Consider the following 16,180-nt stretch of genomic DNA (forward strand, 5'->3'; position numbering starts at 1 on the left):
ATGCTTTCAGGCATCTTTGATGACTTTCGACCTTCCCGACTCTCTGATTCTCGATACAGCGCTTTCGGTATCTGGATTAACTGACTATATCCGCTTGCTGTTAGAGCAAGATGAACAATTGCGGCAAGTTTGGGTAACTGGCGAAGTTTCCAGCGCTAACCACCATCGCAGTGGATTATTTTTTACACTGCAAGATACCGATCGCACTGCCGGAATTAAGTGTGTGGTATGGAATAGCCAATTGCCAAAACTCACCCAAATGCCTGTTCCCGGTGAGCAGATAATCATTTTGGGTAGTATTCGCCTGTATCCGCAACGGGGAGAATATCAGTTATCAGTTTGGCAGACTTTACCGGCTGGTGTTGGTTTACAGGCGCTACGCTATCAACAACTAAAAAATCGTTTGCTGGCTGAGGGATTGTTCGACGCACAAAGAAAGCGATCGCTCCCCATCCACCCCCAAACGATCGCTGTCGTCACTTCACCAACGGCTGCTGCTTGGGGTGATATTCAAAAAACTCTCAAGCAAAGGTATCCAGGTTTACACGTTTTATTTTCTCCAGCCACAGTACAAGGTGAGCAAGCGCCGGAATCTATCGTCAAGGCAATTGAGCGGGTGGAAAGAGATGGCCGCGCCGAAGTGCTAATTTTATCGCGGGGTGGCGGCGCGGTGGAAGAGTTGGCTTGTTTTAATGATGAACGAGTGGTGCGATCGCTGGCTAGTTGTTCCATTCCTATAATTACTGGGATCGGTCATCAACGAGATGAATCTTTAGCAGATTTAGTTGCAGATGCTTGTGTGCATACACCCACTGCGGCGGCAGAAATGGTTGTGCCAGCACTTTCAGAGTTGTATACCGAGCATCGGCAGCGAGTTATAGCTTTACATGAAGCGGTGCATGACTTTAGGGAAAATGCTGAGAATAAACTGCAAGGATTCCGAAACCGTTTGCGACGTTTGCGCTTAGATCGGCAAGTACAGCAGGAAGTGGAAAAGTTAGCTTGGAAGCGTCAGCATTTGGTGCAAATTACGACGGGGCGATCGCAGCAAGCAACGCAACATCTAGAATTATTGCGGCAAAAGTTGGCTAGTCTTGACCCGAAAGCGGTGTTGCAGCGTGGTTATGCGGTGGTGAGAAGGGAAGATGGGGCGATCGCTCGTGATGCGGCAGAGTTGGCTGTAGGGCAAGAATTAGTGATTCAGTTGGGGCAAGGTGGGGTTAAAGTGAAGGTTATAGAAGTGAACGAACTGCAAAGGCGCAGAGGACGCAGAGAGGTTAATGGTTAAACGTAAGAGTGCTTCTAGTTCTGAAGAAGATTGGAATTATGAGGCGAAGGTTGCTGAAATAGAGGGAATTATTACTCGCATCGAGGCGGGTGAGTTGGAGTTGGAAGCGGTATTTGAGCAATTTGCAAGTGCTGTTGAATATTTGCGCCAGTGTGAAAGTTTTTTGCAGCAACGACAGCAGCAGGTAGATTTGTTGATTGAAACTTTGAGTGATGATTGAAGAAGAATTCAGAAGTCAGAATGGGCTAAACGCCCCGCTATCGCTAACAGGAGTCAGAATAAAGACGCGACGCTCGATGACTCGCTTTCCGCAACGCTATCAGTCGGGGATTCAGACCGGCGCAGGAATTGTTGCACCACCAACTTGAAAATTTGGTGGGGGCTTAAGATTGACAAATTGGAATTATGATGATGAATGTGGCTCCCTGCCCCAGTTCGGAAACGCACTGTAATTTGCCTTTGTGTTTTTCAGCCACAATCTGATAACTAATGGAAAGTCCCATTCCAGTGCCTTTACCGACAGGTTTTGTCGTAAAGAATGGATCAAATAATTTTTGCTTGAGATCAGCAGGAATTCCAGGGCCGTTATCTGTGATTTTAATGGCAACTTGTTTGCCTTCTACCAGGGTAGTGCAAATCGTAATGGTAGGAGTTAATAGTTGGTGTTGATTGCCCGCTTCTTCTAGGGCATCAATGGCATTGCTCAAAAGATTCATAAACACTTGATTGAGTTGTCCGGCATAGCACTCGACTAGCGGTAACTCCCCATAAGCTTTGACAATCTCAATGCCTTGAGAATCAGGTTTAGCTTTCAGTCGATGTTGCAGAATCATCACTGTACTATCAATGCCGTCATGAATATCGACTTCTTTCATCTCGGCTTCATCCATGCGGGAGAAAGTGCGTAGAGAGACAACAATTTTTTGAATGCGTTCTGCTCCAATTCGCATGGAATAAATAAGTTTGGGTAAGTCTTCTACTAAAAACTCCAAGTCCATCGTTTCGGCTTCTTCTTGAATCTCAGAATGGGGGTTTGGGTAATATTTCTGATAAAGTTCCAGGAGTCTGAGAATATTTTTGGTGTATTCATTGGCATGGCTAAGATTGCCAAAGATAAAGTTGACTGGGTTGTTGATTTCATGGGCAACACCTGCCACCAGTTGTCCCAATCCTGACATTTTCTCAGCTTGGATCATCTGGGTTTGGGTGTGCTGGAGTTCTTGCAGGGTTTGCTCTAATTCTGCTGTGCGCTGGTTTAATTGGGCTTCGGCACGTTTGCGATCGCTAATGTCTAAGCTTGTGCCAATAATCCGGTAAATCCGTCCCTCATTATTCTTGAGTGGGTTGAAATTGATCATCCACCAGCTTTCTTGCCCATCAAAGGTTAGGCACTGCTCATGATAAACGGGCATTTCCGTTCTAGCGCACTCAGTAAGCTGTTGTTGCATAATTTCAGCCTGTGCTGCCTCAAGCACTTCAGCGGGCGTTTTGCCTACGGCATCAGCACTACGAATTCCACACGCTCGTTCCGAAAGAGCATTCCATCCAGCGTAATAGAAGCGACGATCTTCCGACACATCCACAACAAAAATGCTCATTTCGGCTCCGTTGTAGATGCTGCTCAGAAACTCCTCTTTCTCTTGTAGTTGCTGCTCTGCCAGTTTGCGTAAACGAAGCTCGTCGTAGACATTGCTAATATCAATCACCACCCCATCCCACACAATCAAGCCATCAGCTTGCTGTTCTGGCCGAGAAACACATTGAATCCATTTGGTTTTGCCTGAAGGAGTCACAATTCGCCACTCATGACTAAAAGGCGTTAACATTCGGGCAGAATCAGCAACTAACTGTCCCAGCGTTGAGGAATCGTCTGGATGCGCCATGAGGTGAATGTTGTGTACCCCTGCCATGACTGCCTTTGGATCAACCTCATACAAGTCATAGCAACCCGAACTGACGTAGGGTGTCCAAAAAGAGCCATCGGTAGCCAGACAGAATTGGAATACCATGCCTGGAATATTGTCAACCACCTTCTGGAAGCGGGCTTCACTGGCACGCAGTTCTACCAGTGTTTGTTGTGTCTGCTCATAAAGTCGGGCATTTTCTAGAGAAATAGCGGCTTGAGTACATAACAGGTTAAGCAGTTCGACGCGATCGCTAGTAAATGCCCCTGTCGTCAATTTATTCTCCAAATAGAGGATACCCACAAATTCACCCCGATAGAGAATTGGACTACATAATATACTTTTTGGCTGTTGGCTCAAAATGTAACTATCACTGGCAAAGACTGGATGAGTAGTGGCATCTGCCAACACCAAAGGTTGTAAGGAATGTTTGACGTGATAAATCACTCTCAAAGGAATATCTTGGCTTTCCTCCACTGGAATTCTTTGCAGAACGATGGGTTGAGTATTAACGGTGATAGCCCCTTTAATCACCAAGCGATCGCTTTGCAGCAGCATTAACACGCTTTTTTCTGCCCCAGCATTTTCAATCACTATCTGAAGCAGCATCATTAGGAGTTTTTCTAATTCAATTTCACTAGAAAGAGTTTGAGAGGCTTTGAGAGCGGTTGCCAGGTCGAGCAATTCTGTAATATTGCTGGAGCTAGAGGTTTGAGTCGAATTAAAAGATGGGGCAAAAATTGTGTTAGATGGAGTAAGTAATGGTTGCGGGTGTTGCACAATTGCGGTCAAAAGCTGAGGATAGCGCTCTTCCAAGTCGGTGATTTTGGCTTTAGCTCCCCAACGGGCATAGCAGTAGTACGCTTCTTGCATATATGCTTGGGCAAGTTTTTCTTTGCCCCAGTTGAGGTAAAATTTCCCTGCTAGTTCATTGCTGAGGGCTTCTTCTTGAATATATGCATTTGCTTTAGCGGATGCGATCGCGCGATCGTAGTAATCCATTGCTTCATACATTCGCCCCAACACCCGATACTGCTCTGCTTCTACCAAATAAAATTTGTGTAAATGGTTTGTAGGGGCGTGGTTTGCCCATTCTTTGAGCTTCTTCTGGTTGCTAACAACTTCTTGGGGCAAACTATTACATTCCTTACCTTGGGCGTTGGATAATATCGCCAGATGAGTTAATGAATCGTAAAAGTGAAACACCGGAATCATGAAACAACCGGATACACCATTCAAATATTGTTTGGCATTCACTGCCACTTTTGTTGCTTGTTCCCACTCATTGAACAAGTAACAAAGAATTAGTTTATTAATATACAGTGTTCCCATTGCATAGAGATCGTTAGCCTGCTGATGCTTGGGCAACATCATTTCTTCGTCATAAACCACACCTTTAATTTCCCAAGGACACTTACTCTGTCCCAGTAAATTTAAAACAGATTGGTAAAAGACTCTCAAATAATTGTGAGCAACTTCCTGTTTAATTTGAGCCAATGCCTGACTGTAAACCTTCATCTCTGGTTCTAAGATTGACAAATCTTTTCCGAGAAAATAGGACAGCGAACAATAATTGTAGGCACAGTAGGCAGCATATTCTAAAGTACCCATCTCCAGACCGCTATGGTATCCGTCAAGCAAAGGAGCGAGTGAATTTTGAATATGATGTTTCCAAGGCTTCACGAAAGGATAAACCATATTGATCGTGCTGGCTTTAAATTCTCTACTCTCGAAGCGTGATAGTAGTCCCATTGCCAGTTCACCAACGCGATCGCCTAAATCTATTTCTCCAATACCGCACAAAATTACTCCATACCAAGCATAAGCCTGTGCTGATACCGCAGCATTACCATAAACAACCGATAATCTCACCTGCTTGGACACAATTAACGGCAGTAATGCTGGAACCGCTTGATATACTGCTGCTGTCACAGTCGCTAAAATTCGGATCACTGCCAGACCTCGGAGGTCTTTCATCTCCGGCAGTTCCAACAAATCTTCTAAATGTTTTCCTTTTAATACATTTTGAGTCTGTTGCAAATTTTCAGTAATATCTGCATCAGTCGGCTGCTCTGGAAACGACACTCCAAATAATTTCAAAGCAGAAAGAGCGGTTTTAATGGCTTTGGGTTGCTGACTCTGAGCGACATCAGCCAGAATTCTCACTTCATAGACTTTCACTTTGTCTAGTAATTGACGAGCATTTTGCAGTACCTCATCAACTATCTGCTCCATTTGCCCAAAGTAACCGCTCAGACAGGTTAATTCTGCGGCTAAATCATGCAGAGCTAAAGTTAATTCATAGGATTGCTGCCAACAATTTGCTGTGAGAAGTTGTATGCCTTTAGTGGTGTATTCAATTGCTGCAACATAAGCGGTTGCAGATTTTGCTTTTTGGGCAGCAGCTAGATTTAGCTTCGCTAATGTTTCCCGTTCAGATTCTAAGACAATTAAATCGGCTCCTTTATTTAATTGATTAACAATCCCGAAGATTTTTTCCTCTTTTTCCGTTTCGTTCATTACACTTAAAAGCAATTGCCCAATTTTTAAGTGCATCAGTTGTTTTTGGTTATCGGGAATGAGTGAATAAGCAGCTTGTTGGACGCGATCGTGCAGAAACTTGTAGAAAACAATCACTTTATTATCTGCTTCTATCTGTTCATTCTCCTCAATCAACAACTCTGATTTTGACTGATAAAACTTGTAAATATCATTGCTGGGAATTACTAATCCTTCCTGAAGGGCTTTCCATAAGTCAGTAGCAGTTTCAGCTTGAGACTTTTCATAGACAATTGCCAGTGTTGCTAATTCAAAAGAGTTACCAATGCACGCGGCTAGTTTCAGGGCATTTTGAGTGGCAATTGGCAACTTCTGCAACTGCATTGCCATGAACTCTACCACATCATCTCTCAGAGAGAGCAATTGCACATCACTAATATCACACTGCCAATGCCCAGCTTTAGGATCAAATTCAATAGCTCCCTCTTCATGTAATGCCTTGAGAAACTGTGTGCTGAAAAAGGGGTTTCCTTGAGTTTTTTGATAGACTAACTGGGTTAAAGGTTGCGCGATCGCTGCTGGACATTGCAATGTATCTGTAACTAGCAAATTTAAACTTTCTTGACTCAAGGGAGCTAGTGTGATTGTATTGACTGTAGTTCCAGCTTTATTAATTTCTTCTAATGTCAATGTCAACGGATGAGCAGGTGAAACTTCATTATCACGATATGCACCAATCAATAACATGAAACCGCTTTCTCTTTGTCCCATCAACACCTGAATCAAGTTTAATGATGCTGAATCTGCCCACTGCAAATCATCCAAAAACATCACCAAGGGATGTGTAACTGTAGTAAATACTTGAATAAATTTTTGGAACAACAGATTAAAACGGTTCTGGGAAGCACTACCTGAGAGTTCCACCACTGGAGATTGTTGCCCGATAATTTCCTCTAACTCAGGAATCACCTCAATAATTACTTGAGCATTTTCCCCCAAAGCTTTCAGAATCTTCTTCTTCCATTGCTTTAATTGGGTGTCACTTTCGCCTAACAACTGCCCCATTAAGTCACGGAAAGCTTGGACAAAGGCACTGAGGGGAATATTGCGGTTGAACTGGTCATACTTGCCTTTGATAAAGTAGCCTCGTTGCCGGACAATGGGTTTATGTACTTCATTCACCACTGCCGTTTTACCAATGCCGGAGAATCCCGCCACTAACATGAACTCCGATGCCCCATTGGCAACCCGCTCGAATGCTTCTAGTAGTATTTTAACTTCTTGCTCCCTGCCATAGAGTTTTTCTGCCATTACGAAGCGATCGCTTATATCTCGCCCTCCAATCGAGAAATTCTCAATTTTCCTGATTTCGTTTAGTTGTTCTATACACAAATGCAAATCATATTTTAGTCCCAACGCGCTTTGGTAGCGGTCTTCGGCATTTTTTGCCATCAGCTTGTAAATGATTTCTCCCACAACCAAAGGGATCTCAGAGTTGACATCGCACACATTAGGAGGAAGTTTTGCAATATGACAATGCACTAACTCCATCGGATCTTGAGAATCAAAAGGCACTTTTCCTGTCAGTAGCTCAAAGAAACTTACTCCCAATGAATAGAAGTCGCTGCGGTAATCAATCCCCCGATTCATGCGTCCTGTTTGTTCTGGTGATAGATAAGCCAGAGTTCCTTCCAGGACATTGGGATTTTGGATTTCGGTGGTTTCTCTCGGTAACAAGGAGGAAATGCTGAAGTCTATCAGCTTTAACACCAAGGTGTCTGGATGAATCAGGATATTAGCGGGTTTAATGTCTTTATGAATCACCCGTTGTTGATGTAACTGGTGGAGAATTTCTGTTAGTTGTAGGGCTATAATTAGGAATTGGTCTAAGTGTTGCGGTTGTTCTTTTGTAAATTGTCGCAGTGATATGCCACCAAAATCTTCCATCACCAAAGCATAGCCATTATTGTAGGGTTCTAGGCTATAGGGCTTAATAATCCCAGGAATATCTAGGTTTTTGGCTAGGGCATATTGGTTGCGAAACTGTACGAGTTCGCTAAAGGTGGGGTATTCCCGTTTTAAAAGCTTGATCACAACTGCTTGGTTATCTGCTTCTCTGACGGCTCGATACACGAGTGTGCGTGAACCTGAGTATAGTTGCTCTCTAATTTGGTAGCCTGCCAGTGTCACAGTTATATCCACTTTTGCGCTCATAACTTTTTCAGGGAATTCTTCTATTCAGGTTAGAATTCCCCACACGATATCTTGTGCAACAAACTTTGGTAATTCTTTACTTTTTGGATGTATCGCTTGTAAGTAAGTTAGTGGGAATAAATCAAACTAGATTAAGAGGATGTTTGAAAAGTCCTCTTGTCGGTATCAAAAGTTTTAGATCCCCTTAAATCCCCCGATAAATTGGGGGACTTTGACTCCGGTTCCCCCTTTTTTAAGGCTACGGTGTACACACAAGTCCTAAAAACCTAGCTTGATAAGCATTTCCTCGTTCCCAGTCTCCGACCATTAGTGTCAACTTAAGCCAAAAATAGCGTACTGATTAGGTGTTGTTCACCCGCCAGGGAATATAATTAAGAGACTAATTGCTCAAGTTTACTGAAGTAGACTAAAAATTTTTGCCCTCTTTAGTCCTCTGAAGAGGACTTTAGCTATGAGACAGGGATTTACAATCCCTGGGGGACGTGAGGTTTCGCGTTAAGTTGACACCAATGTGCAGCGATCGCGTAACCCAACATAATAAGGTGGTAAGCTAACCGTCATTTAAATTGCACCATTTTCATGGTGGTAAAAGCTGCAAAGCCTCTCCCTTGCTCCCTGCCCCCTGCGATCTCAATGTGCAAATTAAATGCTTAACAGCTTAATGTTGGGTTGCGTTTCACTCCACCCAACCTACACAAATAATTCAGCAAATAAATCTCTTGCAAAATTCTCTTCGCGCGGTAGAATAACGAAATTTTGCAAGAGCTTTAATTATGAAACCATTTCTTTTTGTAACCGATTTAGATGACACCCTTGTGTACCGCACCGTTGGCGATGACAGCGCTTTGCCAGAACTAAATCAACTGCTGAGTCAACATCGCCAAGAATATGGCACTAAAATTGTTTATTCTACCGGGCGATCGCCTGTACTTTACAAAGAACTCCAAGCTCAAAAAAATCTTTTGCAACCAGATGCCCTTGTCCTTTCCGTCGGTACAGAAATTTATCTCGATGGTACTGATATTCCAGATTCAGGTTGGTCAGAAATCCTCTCTGCGGGATGGGAACGGGAAACTGTATTATCTATTACCCGCAAATACCGTGAGTTAGTTCGGCAACCAGATTCAGAACAGCGTCCCTTCAAAGTGAGTTTTTTTCTAGAACAAGAAGTATCTGCGAATGTTCTACCACAACTTGAAGCAGAGTTGCAGAAATCTAAATTAAATGTAAAGTTAATCTACAGTAGCGGTATTGACCTTGACATTGTACCCCATAGCAGCGATAAAGGTCAGGCAATGCAGTTTTTACGCCAGAAGTGGAAATTTGCAGCAGAACAAACAGTTGTCTGTGGTGATTCGGGTAATGATATTGCTTTATTTGCTGTAGGCAACGAACGGGGAATCATTGTGGGGAATGCCCGAAAAGAGTTACTCCAATGGCACGATGAGTATCCCGTTGATCATCGCTACCTGGCAAAAGGTTTTTGTGCAGGTGGAATTATTGAAGGCTTAAATTATTTTGGTCTCTTGTAATGATTAGTTATCTAAAAGGTATAGTCGCTGGTATCCAAACAATTGGCGCTAATCGCGTGATTCTGACTCTGGAAGTGAATGGCTTGGGGTACGATTTGCAAGTTCCCCAACGGCTAGCAAACCAGTTACCAGAGTCGGGAGGAGTAGCGCAAATTTTTACCCATTTGCAAATTCGCGAAGAAGTGCCCTTTCTATATGGCTTTGCTTCACCATCTGAACGCGATTTATTTCGCCACTTGCTGACTGTCACAGGGATTGGTGCAGCCTTAGCGATCGCACTCCTGGACACTCTGGAACTACCAGATTTAGTCCAAGCAATTATCGCTGGCAATACACAAATCTTAATTCAGGCTCCAGGTGTGGGTAAAAAAATCGCTGAACGCATCTGTTTGGAACTGAAAAGCAAATTAGTCGAGTGGCGCAAATCAGCCGGGTTCTTCGTCGCCACAGGTGGGCCAGCACCAGGAATTCTCGAAGAGGTGCAAATGACTCTCTTCGCCTTGGGATATACTGCCCATGAGGTCAGTCATGCCCTCCATGTAGTCAGTGAAGATATTGGACTACCCAAAGATGCCTATGTCGAAGATTGGATTAAACAAGCGATCGCTCATCTCAGTAGCGAACAAGTTTAATTGTCATTGGTCATTTGTCATTTGTCATTTGTCATTTGTCATTAGTTATTCTCTCCTCCAATGCCCAATTCCCAATGCCCAGTCCCCAGTCCCCAATCCCCAGTCACCAATCCCCAATCCCCAGCGATCCTTATGCTTGGCTAGAACAGTCCTTAGCAACAATTCATCGGGCAGACTGGTATCGTTCGGTACAACCTATCAATGGTCGTCCGGGTGCAACGGTGGTTTTAGCTGGGCAAGAGGTCATTAATTTTGCCAGTAATGACTATTTGGGATTGGCTGGGGATGAGCGGTTGATGGCAGCTGCAACTGCTGCGATCGCCGAATTTGGAACTGGTAGTACTGGTTCTAGATTACTCAGTGGGCATCGAGAATTACACAGGGAGTTAGAGGAAGCGATCGCATCTACCAAACAAACAGAAGATGCCTTGGTATTTAGTTCAGGGTATCTAGCAAATTTGGGTGCAATTACTGCCCTCGTTGGCAAGCGTGATTTAGTTTTCTCAGACCAGTACAATCATTCCAGTCTGAAAAATGGAGCGATTCTCAGTGGTGCAGCAGTTGTGGAATACCCGCACTGTGATATTGCAGTTCTAAAAACTCAGTTGAGTGAACAGCGGCAAAACTACCGACGCTGTTTGATTCTTACTGATAGCGTCTTTAGCATGGATGGCGATTTATGTCCATTACCTGCACTATTTGATCTCGCTGATCAATTTAGCTGTATGCTGCTAGTCGATGAAGCTCATGCCACTGGGGTCATAGGAAAAACTGGCGCTGGGTGTGTCGAGCATTTTGGCTGCACGGGAAAGCAGTTAATTCAAGTTGGCACTTTGAGTAAAGCTTTGGGTAGTTTAGGCGGATACGTAGCGGGAAGTAGCGCCCTAATTGACTTTTTGCGAAACCGCTCACCCAGTTGGATTTATACCACTGGGCTTTCGCCTGCTGATACGGCAGCGGCCTTAACAGCAATCAAGATAGTGCAACAAGAACCGCAACGCCGTGCCCAATTGTGGCAAAACGTACATTACTTGAAAAATTTACTGCAACAACAGTTACCTAACTTAAAATTACTGCCTTCTGAATCACCTATATTATGTTTTCAATTACCCAGTGCTACAGATGCACTCAAAGCTGGAAAACAGCTAAGAGAGGCTGGTATTTTTGCCCCAGCAATTCGTCCTCCTACAGTGCCTACAAGCCGGATCAGAATATCTTTAATGGCAACTCATGAAGCAGCACATATTGAAAAATTGGTAGCAGTGCTGAAGGATATCTAAGAATTAAAAATTAAAAATTAAAAATTAAAACAGCGTAAGGGTTTTGTTGATTGGGAACGGGTGGTTTATTTCCGCCGTGCTGTACTAGTAATAAATTAGACTTTTCAAACAACCTCTTAACCGATCACGAACTATCAAAGACTCATTAACGGAGTTCAAAGATTCATTTTAATTTTAACTTTTCACGGGATTTGAAAAGTCAAAAAGTATCACAGATAACAAAACTTTTCTTAATCACCGCACTCAAGAAAACTTTTCGAGTTATTCAACACTGATAGGATTGATCTAAAGACTTGTGGAATCTGCTCTTCCTAAACAGACTGGACTTGCATAAATTACTGTCAACAATTTTTGACTCACATCATGAATCGCTTTACCTCTATTTTGCTAGCCGGCTTGATAGCATCTGCTTCAGCCTTGGCTATTTCTCCAAAAGCTGATGCTAATACACCAGTGTCTTATCTTGCTGAGTTAGATAGCTACAGCTACGATCGCAACGATGATGGTAATTACGAACGTCATAGTCGTCGTTACAGAAATGGTGATGATGACCGTCGGAACGACTTTCGCAACATTCGCGACAATAACCGCCGTTATGACCGGGACAATAATCGCCGCTATGACCGGGACAATAATCGCCGTTATGACCGGGACAATAATCGCCGTTATGACCGGGACAATAATCGCCGTTATGACCGGGACAATAACCGCCGTTATGACCGGGATAATAACCGCCGTTATGACCGGGACAATAACCGCCGTTATGACCGGGATAATAACCTTCGCAACATCCGTGATAATTACCGTCGCTATGAGCGCGATCGCAAATGGGGTCGTGATTAATCCGTTTGCCTATCTATTAAGCTTAGTTCCAAGTAGACTGAGCATTGGTTTTACTTGGGGGTAGGAGAGACACAATCTCTTTTTGTACTCATTGCAATATCTGACTTTTCACTATTCTCTAGAAAACCTCGCTTCCATTCCCTAGTAATGAAGTTTGCTCAGGGCTTAGGTTTAGCGTTAGCTTTTCTACATAACGTGAGAAGTCAGATTTTTATTAAATCAAGAATTTACCCTCAGCCTAGACTCATTAATGGAGCTAAAAGACTCATTAATAGAGTTCAAAGCCTCATTAATGGAGTTCAAAGCCTCATTAATGGAGTTCAAAGCCTCATTAATGGAGTTCAAAGCCTCATTAATGGAGTTTAAAGCCTCATTAATGGAGCTAAAAGCCTCATTAATGGAGCTAAAAGACTCATTAATGGAGTTCAAAGACTCATTAATGGAGTTCAAAGGCTCATTTTAATTAAATCAAAAACTTCTCTTTAGACTATAAGTCTCTTTCTTAATTACGAATTACGTTAGCATCAGGGCGTGTAGCCCATTACAAATTACGAATTAATATCACGACCTTGGCCGCAACAATTGCACAAAGGTATCACTCACAGTATGGTCTTTGGTATCGGCGGCATATTGAACTAATTTTTCCTTCAGTTCTTTCGCCGCATCTAACGGGAGTAAAGTTGCTAGCAAAAAGTAGACACCACGAAAACGGGGGTCGTCCATGTGGTCAAGGAGACGGTTTTTAGCTTCTTCACTCTCGCCGAGAAAGTTCTGCACCAAAAAGAAATCCATAATCTTATCGTGGCGGAAGTACCATTCTCTCTTGGCTTCGCCTTTTTCGTCTTGCCACTGACGGCTGACAACCATTTTATATTTATCGTCTTCCAATGACTGTAATACCTGGTAAAATTCATCCGCAGGTAACGCTTGCTCGTCCTTAAGCCGCATTTGATAGACAGCATCGGAGAATTTTTTCAGCGGAAATTCCTGGTTCCACTCTTGCAAGTATTCTGCTGCCATCAATTGATATTGATGTTGTTGCAAGTGAAATAAATCGGGGTATTCGCCTTGGGATAACATCAGGGCTACCACAGTTAAATCCATTGGATTAGAGAGAACCTTCTCAATCGCGCTTAATTCTTGTGGTGATTGCTGATTACTGAGGGCTTTGGTTAAAAAACTAGCAGTGGCTTGCTCATAATCAGTACCTTGAACTTTGGCATTTTTGGGCAATCGTGGCTGACGGGAAATCAGAAATTGCTGAATTTGTGGTTCCTCAAGGGGCAGCAATTTATATATTTTGGCTGTTGAGGGTGGTGTCCACTCTAGGGGTTGGGTGGTCATGATGATGTTACCCCGGAAATAGCTTTCGGCAAACTGACAGATTTTTGCCCTGGTGTCGGCCGTAACTTCATTGAGTCCGTCAATGCAAATATCTAATGCGCCACTGTAAATTAAGTTCTTGAGAAAATCAGCATCTTGTGCTTGTCCGTGCAGCTTGGCTTGAATTGCCTCAATTACCCCTTTGTCACACTTGCGGGCAGGTAGATAAACCACAAGCCGCCCAGAAGTTTTTACCAAATAGCGCAGATACATTGACTTACCCAAGCCAGAATCACCTTCCAAGATGACTTGTCCTTTGATGTTAGGTAGCACTTGGGTAATTGGTACGGGTTCATCTACACCGGGAACTTTCACTTTAGAATTTGGGAAGTAAGCTTCGGGGTTAAAATTATCTAACCCAGCATCGGCTAGTAGGGAAGGCTTGAAGGGTTCAAATAACTTTTCGCGGAAAAAGGGAACCCAGGTGAGAATTAAGCCGACGTAGCCAATACCGAGAATGCGCCTCACCCAAGGATTCCAGAAGAAGATGGCTTGGACTTGGGGAAATTTGGGGTAAGCGAAGATGAGGGCAAGCCAAAAGGCAGCATGAATCAAAATAGTAGTTCTGGCGTTGAAAAACCACTGCCAAGTTTTGAGGTTAACTATTACTGATTGCAGTGAATCAGCTTCGTTGTAGCCGGCATTTTTGAGGTTGTTGTAGTGAGTTTCTAAAATAACAATATCTTGTGGTTGCCAAGAAACTTTTCTGGCAACTACAGCAATTTGTCTTGCTAAGTCTTCTCGAAAACGCACTAATTCTTTACTAGGTTCCCAAATTTTACGAAAAACCTCTAGTGTTTTGACGCCTTCATCATGGTTTAGCTGATCGGGAATTGCTTGAGGCCTGCCTAGCCATTTGAGCAGTTTTATTACATCTTCAGTGCCAGCCCCTAGAAGATATGTCAAGAATCGCCACTGTTCAAATTCAGATTCTCCCGCGTAATAAACGTTATCCAAAATTACAACAACACTATCGAAATCTAGTTGTTCTATTTTCCCTAAAGCACGTGCAATAGCAGAACGAAGTGAAGTGTCAACAGATTTATCGCTGAGAATCTTAATAATATCTTTGGCGTAAGGTTGAGCAATTTTTCCCAAATTACCTAAAGCATATGCTGCTATTGATTTCTCATCGTTCTCATAGTAAGCTTCAGTGATATCCTTGACTTCATCCAGGATGAAATCAAGGATATCTTTGACATAAGGTTGGGCTGCTTCTCCCAAGTCACTCAATGTAGAAGCTGCGCTAGAACGAGATAAAAGATTAACAGATTTATCCTTAAGGATGTCAGCTATTTCTTTGGCATAGATTTTAGTAATATCTTTGGCATAGGGTTTAGCAATATCCCCTAAATTACTCAATGTATCAGCAGCAATGGAACGAAGTGAATTATCGACGGATTTATCCTTAACGATGTCAGTAATATCTTTGACGTAGGGTTTAGCAACATCCCCTAAGTTGCCTAAGATAGAAACTGCACTGGAACGAATAGTGGAATCAATAGATTTATCCTTAACGATGTCAGCGATATCTTTAACATAGGGTTTAATGGAATCCCTCAACTTAATCAATGCATCAGCCGCACTGGAGCGAACAGAGTAATCAACTGATTTATCCTGCACGAAGTTGATGATATCTTTGATGTATGGTTGGGTAGCTTGTCCGAAATATGGAAATACTAATGCTGCACGGGAGCGAACTTCGGCATCAACTGTTTTATCTTTAAGGATGTCAGCAATATCTTTGAGATAGGGTTTAGCAGCATCCCCCAGATTTGCTAGTGGGGAAAATTCACTAGCGGAATAGTTATCACTCTCGGAATAATCAGTAATAGTAATAATGTTGGATTCAGTCTTTTTATACTTAAGGAAGTTGATTATATCTTTGACATATGGTTTAACTGGTTCTTCTAAATTTGCTAATGCCAATATCAAACCGAAACCAGCATGAAAATCAACTGATTTATCCTTGAGGATATCAACAATATCCTTGACGTAAGGTTTAGCAGTATCCCCTAAGTTTGCCAATGCCGATGCCGCACCAAGGCGAATCGACGATTCAACAGATTTATCTTTGAGAATGTCAGCCACATCCTTGGTGTAGGGTTTAGCAGCATCTCCCAGATTTCCTAATACAGATGCGGCACCAGCGCGAACCGAAGCTTCAACAGATTTATCTTTGAGGATATCAGCCATGTCTTTGGCATAGGGTTTAGCTATATCTCCCAGATTTCCTAATACAGATGCGGCACCAGCGCGAACCGAAGCTTCAACAGATTTATCCTTGAGAATGCTGAGAATTTTTCTGGCTATGTCCTCTGGTTTTTTGACCACAGTTGTTAAGTCTTGCATCCTATATTGACTTAATTGATTCAGGGCCAGAGACTTCACTCCGTCATGTCCATCATCAAGGGCAGCTACGATACCGTCAATCTGCCACGCTTTTGGTTTAGGGATATGCAGTTTGATCGCACTCACCCAAGGCATGGCGAAGAGGAGAGTCAACAGCAGGATAAAGGGAAAAATGAAAAAGGGCGACGATCGCTTTTTAATTATGTGCAGATGCATTTGTATAATTCGTAATTCGTAATTCGTAATTCGTAAT

The 16,180-nt window shown here is 43.0% G+C and carries 10 protein-coding genes; 8 read left to right on the plus strand and 2 right to left on the minus strand.

Annotated features, from left to right (window positions below):
- The first annotated feature begins 19 nt into the window (after positions 1 to 19).
- From xseA to ACWATR_RS03675, 3 genes are read left to right on the plus strand one after another with little or no spacing between them, the layout of a single operon-like run.
- Positions 20 to 1,288, plus strand: a complete 1,269-nt coding sequence (gene xseA / locus ACWATR_RS03665; RefSeq protein ID WP_460329624.1) for an exodeoxyribonuclease VII large subunit — start codon at positions 20 to 22, stop codon at positions 1,286 to 1,288.
- The gene (xseB, locus tag ACWATR_RS03670; protein ID WP_460329626.1) at positions 1,281 to 1,508 is read left to right on the plus strand and encodes an exodeoxyribonuclease VII small subunit; all 228 of its coding nucleotides are present in this window, start codon (positions 1,281 to 1,283) and stop codon (positions 1,506 to 1,508) included. Before xseA ends, xseB begins: the two co-directional genes overlap by 8 nt.
- Positions 1,501 to 1,656 carry a hypothetical protein gene (locus ACWATR_RS03675; RefSeq protein ID WP_460329628.1) on the plus strand — a complete coding sequence of 52 codons (156 nt, stop codon included), beginning with the start codon at positions 1,501 to 1,503 and terminating at the stop codon, positions 1,654 to 1,656. The genes xseB and ACWATR_RS03675 overlap by 8 nt, the downstream gene beginning before the upstream one ends.
- A 15-nt stretch (positions 1,657 to 1,671) precedes the next feature.
- Here the strand turns inward: ACWATR_RS03675 and ACWATR_RS03680 are convergent, their stop codons facing one another.
- A complete protein-coding gene (locus ACWATR_RS03680; protein ID WP_460329630.1) occupies positions 1,672 to 7,905 on the minus strand; it encodes an ATP-binding sensor histidine kinase in 6,234 nt (2,077 codons plus the stop codon).
- Between the two features lie 773 nt (positions 7,906 to 8,678).
- On the opposite strand from ACWATR_RS03680, the gene ACWATR_RS03685 reads away from it, so the two are divergent.
- The 5 genes from ACWATR_RS03685 (at position 8,679) to ACWATR_RS03705 (ending at position 12,655) form a co-directional block, all read left to right on the plus strand.
- On the plus strand, positions 8,679 to 9,437 hold the full coding sequence (locus tag ACWATR_RS03685; RefSeq protein ID WP_460329632.1) for a sucrose-phosphate phosphatase: 759 nt from the start codon (positions 8,679 to 8,681) through the stop codon (positions 9,435 to 9,437).
- Positions 9,437 to 10,069 carry a Holliday junction branch migration protein RuvA gene (ruvA, locus tag ACWATR_RS03690; RefSeq protein WP_069069384.1) on the plus strand — a complete coding sequence of 211 codons (633 nt, stop codon included), beginning with the start codon at positions 9,437 to 9,439 and terminating at the stop codon, positions 10,067 to 10,069. The genes ACWATR_RS03685 and ruvA overlap by 1 nt, the downstream gene beginning before the upstream one ends.
- A 74-nt stretch (positions 10,070 to 10,143) precedes the next feature.
- Positions 10,144 to 11,349, plus strand: a complete 1,206-nt coding sequence (gene bioF / locus ACWATR_RS03695; RefSeq protein ID WP_460329635.1) for an 8-amino-7-oxononanoate synthase — start codon at positions 10,144 to 10,146, stop codon at positions 11,347 to 11,349.
- 363 nt (positions 11,350 to 11,712) lie between these two features.
- The gene (locus ACWATR_RS03700; protein ID WP_460329637.1) at positions 11,713 to 12,192 is read left to right on the plus strand and encodes a hypothetical protein; all 480 of its coding nucleotides are present in this window, start codon (positions 11,713 to 11,715) and stop codon (positions 12,190 to 12,192) included.
- Between the two features lie 250 nt (positions 12,193 to 12,442).
- The gene (locus tag ACWATR_RS03705; RefSeq protein ID WP_460329639.1) at positions 12,443 to 12,655 is read left to right on the plus strand and encodes a hypothetical protein; all 213 of its coding nucleotides are present in this window, start codon (positions 12,443 to 12,445) and stop codon (positions 12,653 to 12,655) included.
- Positions 12,656 to 12,753: 98 nt separating this feature from the next.
- Here ACWATR_RS03705 and ACWATR_RS03710 read toward each other — a convergent pair whose 3' ends face one another.
- Positions 12,754 to 16,143 carry a HEAT repeat domain-containing protein gene (locus ACWATR_RS03710; RefSeq protein ID WP_460329641.1) on the minus strand — a complete coding sequence of 1,130 codons (3,390 nt, stop codon included), beginning with the start codon at positions 16,141 to 16,143 and terminating at the stop codon, positions 12,754 to 12,756.
- Positions 16,144 to 16,180 lie beyond the last annotated feature (37 nt).

It is taken from the genome of Nostoc sp. UIC 10890 (assembly GCF_054786515.1).

What these genes read in the sequence shown, in the direction of transcription:
- xseA (WP_460329624.1), top strand. Translation starts at nt 20, where the DNA reads ATGACTTTCGACCTTCCCGACTCTCTGATTCTCGATACAGCGCTTTCG.
- xseB (WP_460329626.1), top strand. Translation starts at nt 1,281, where the DNA reads ATGGTTAAACGTAAGAGTGCTTCTAGTTCTGAAGAAGATTGGAATTAT.
- ACWATR_RS03675 (WP_460329628.1), top strand. Translation starts at nt 1,501, where the DNA reads ATGATTGAAGAAGAATTCAGAAGTCAGAATGGGCTAAACGCCCCGCTA.
- ACWATR_RS03680 (WP_460329630.1), bottom strand. Translation starts at nt 7,905, where the DNA reads ATGAGCGCAAAAGTGGATATAACTGTGACACTGGCAGGCTACCAAATT.
- ACWATR_RS03685 (WP_460329632.1), top strand. Translation starts at nt 8,679, where the DNA reads ATGAAACCATTTCTTTTTGTAACCGATTTAGATGACACCCTTGTGTAC.
- ruvA (WP_069069384.1), top strand. Translation starts at nt 9,437, where the DNA reads ATGATTAGTTATCTAAAAGGTATAGTCGCTGGTATCCAAACAATTGGC.
- bioF (WP_460329635.1), top strand. Translation starts at nt 10,144, where the DNA reads ATGCCCAGTCCCCAGTCCCCAATCCCCAGTCACCAATCCCCAATCCCC.
- ACWATR_RS03700 (WP_460329637.1), top strand. Translation starts at nt 11,713, where the DNA reads ATGAATCGCTTTACCTCTATTTTGCTAGCCGGCTTGATAGCATCTGCT.
- ACWATR_RS03705 (WP_460329639.1), top strand. Translation starts at nt 12,443, where the DNA reads ATGGAGCTAAAAGACTCATTAATAGAGTTCAAAGCCTCATTAATGGAG.
- ACWATR_RS03710 (WP_460329641.1), bottom strand. Translation starts at nt 16,143, where the DNA reads ATGCATCTGCACATAATTAAAAAGCGATCGTCGCCCTTTTTCATTTTT.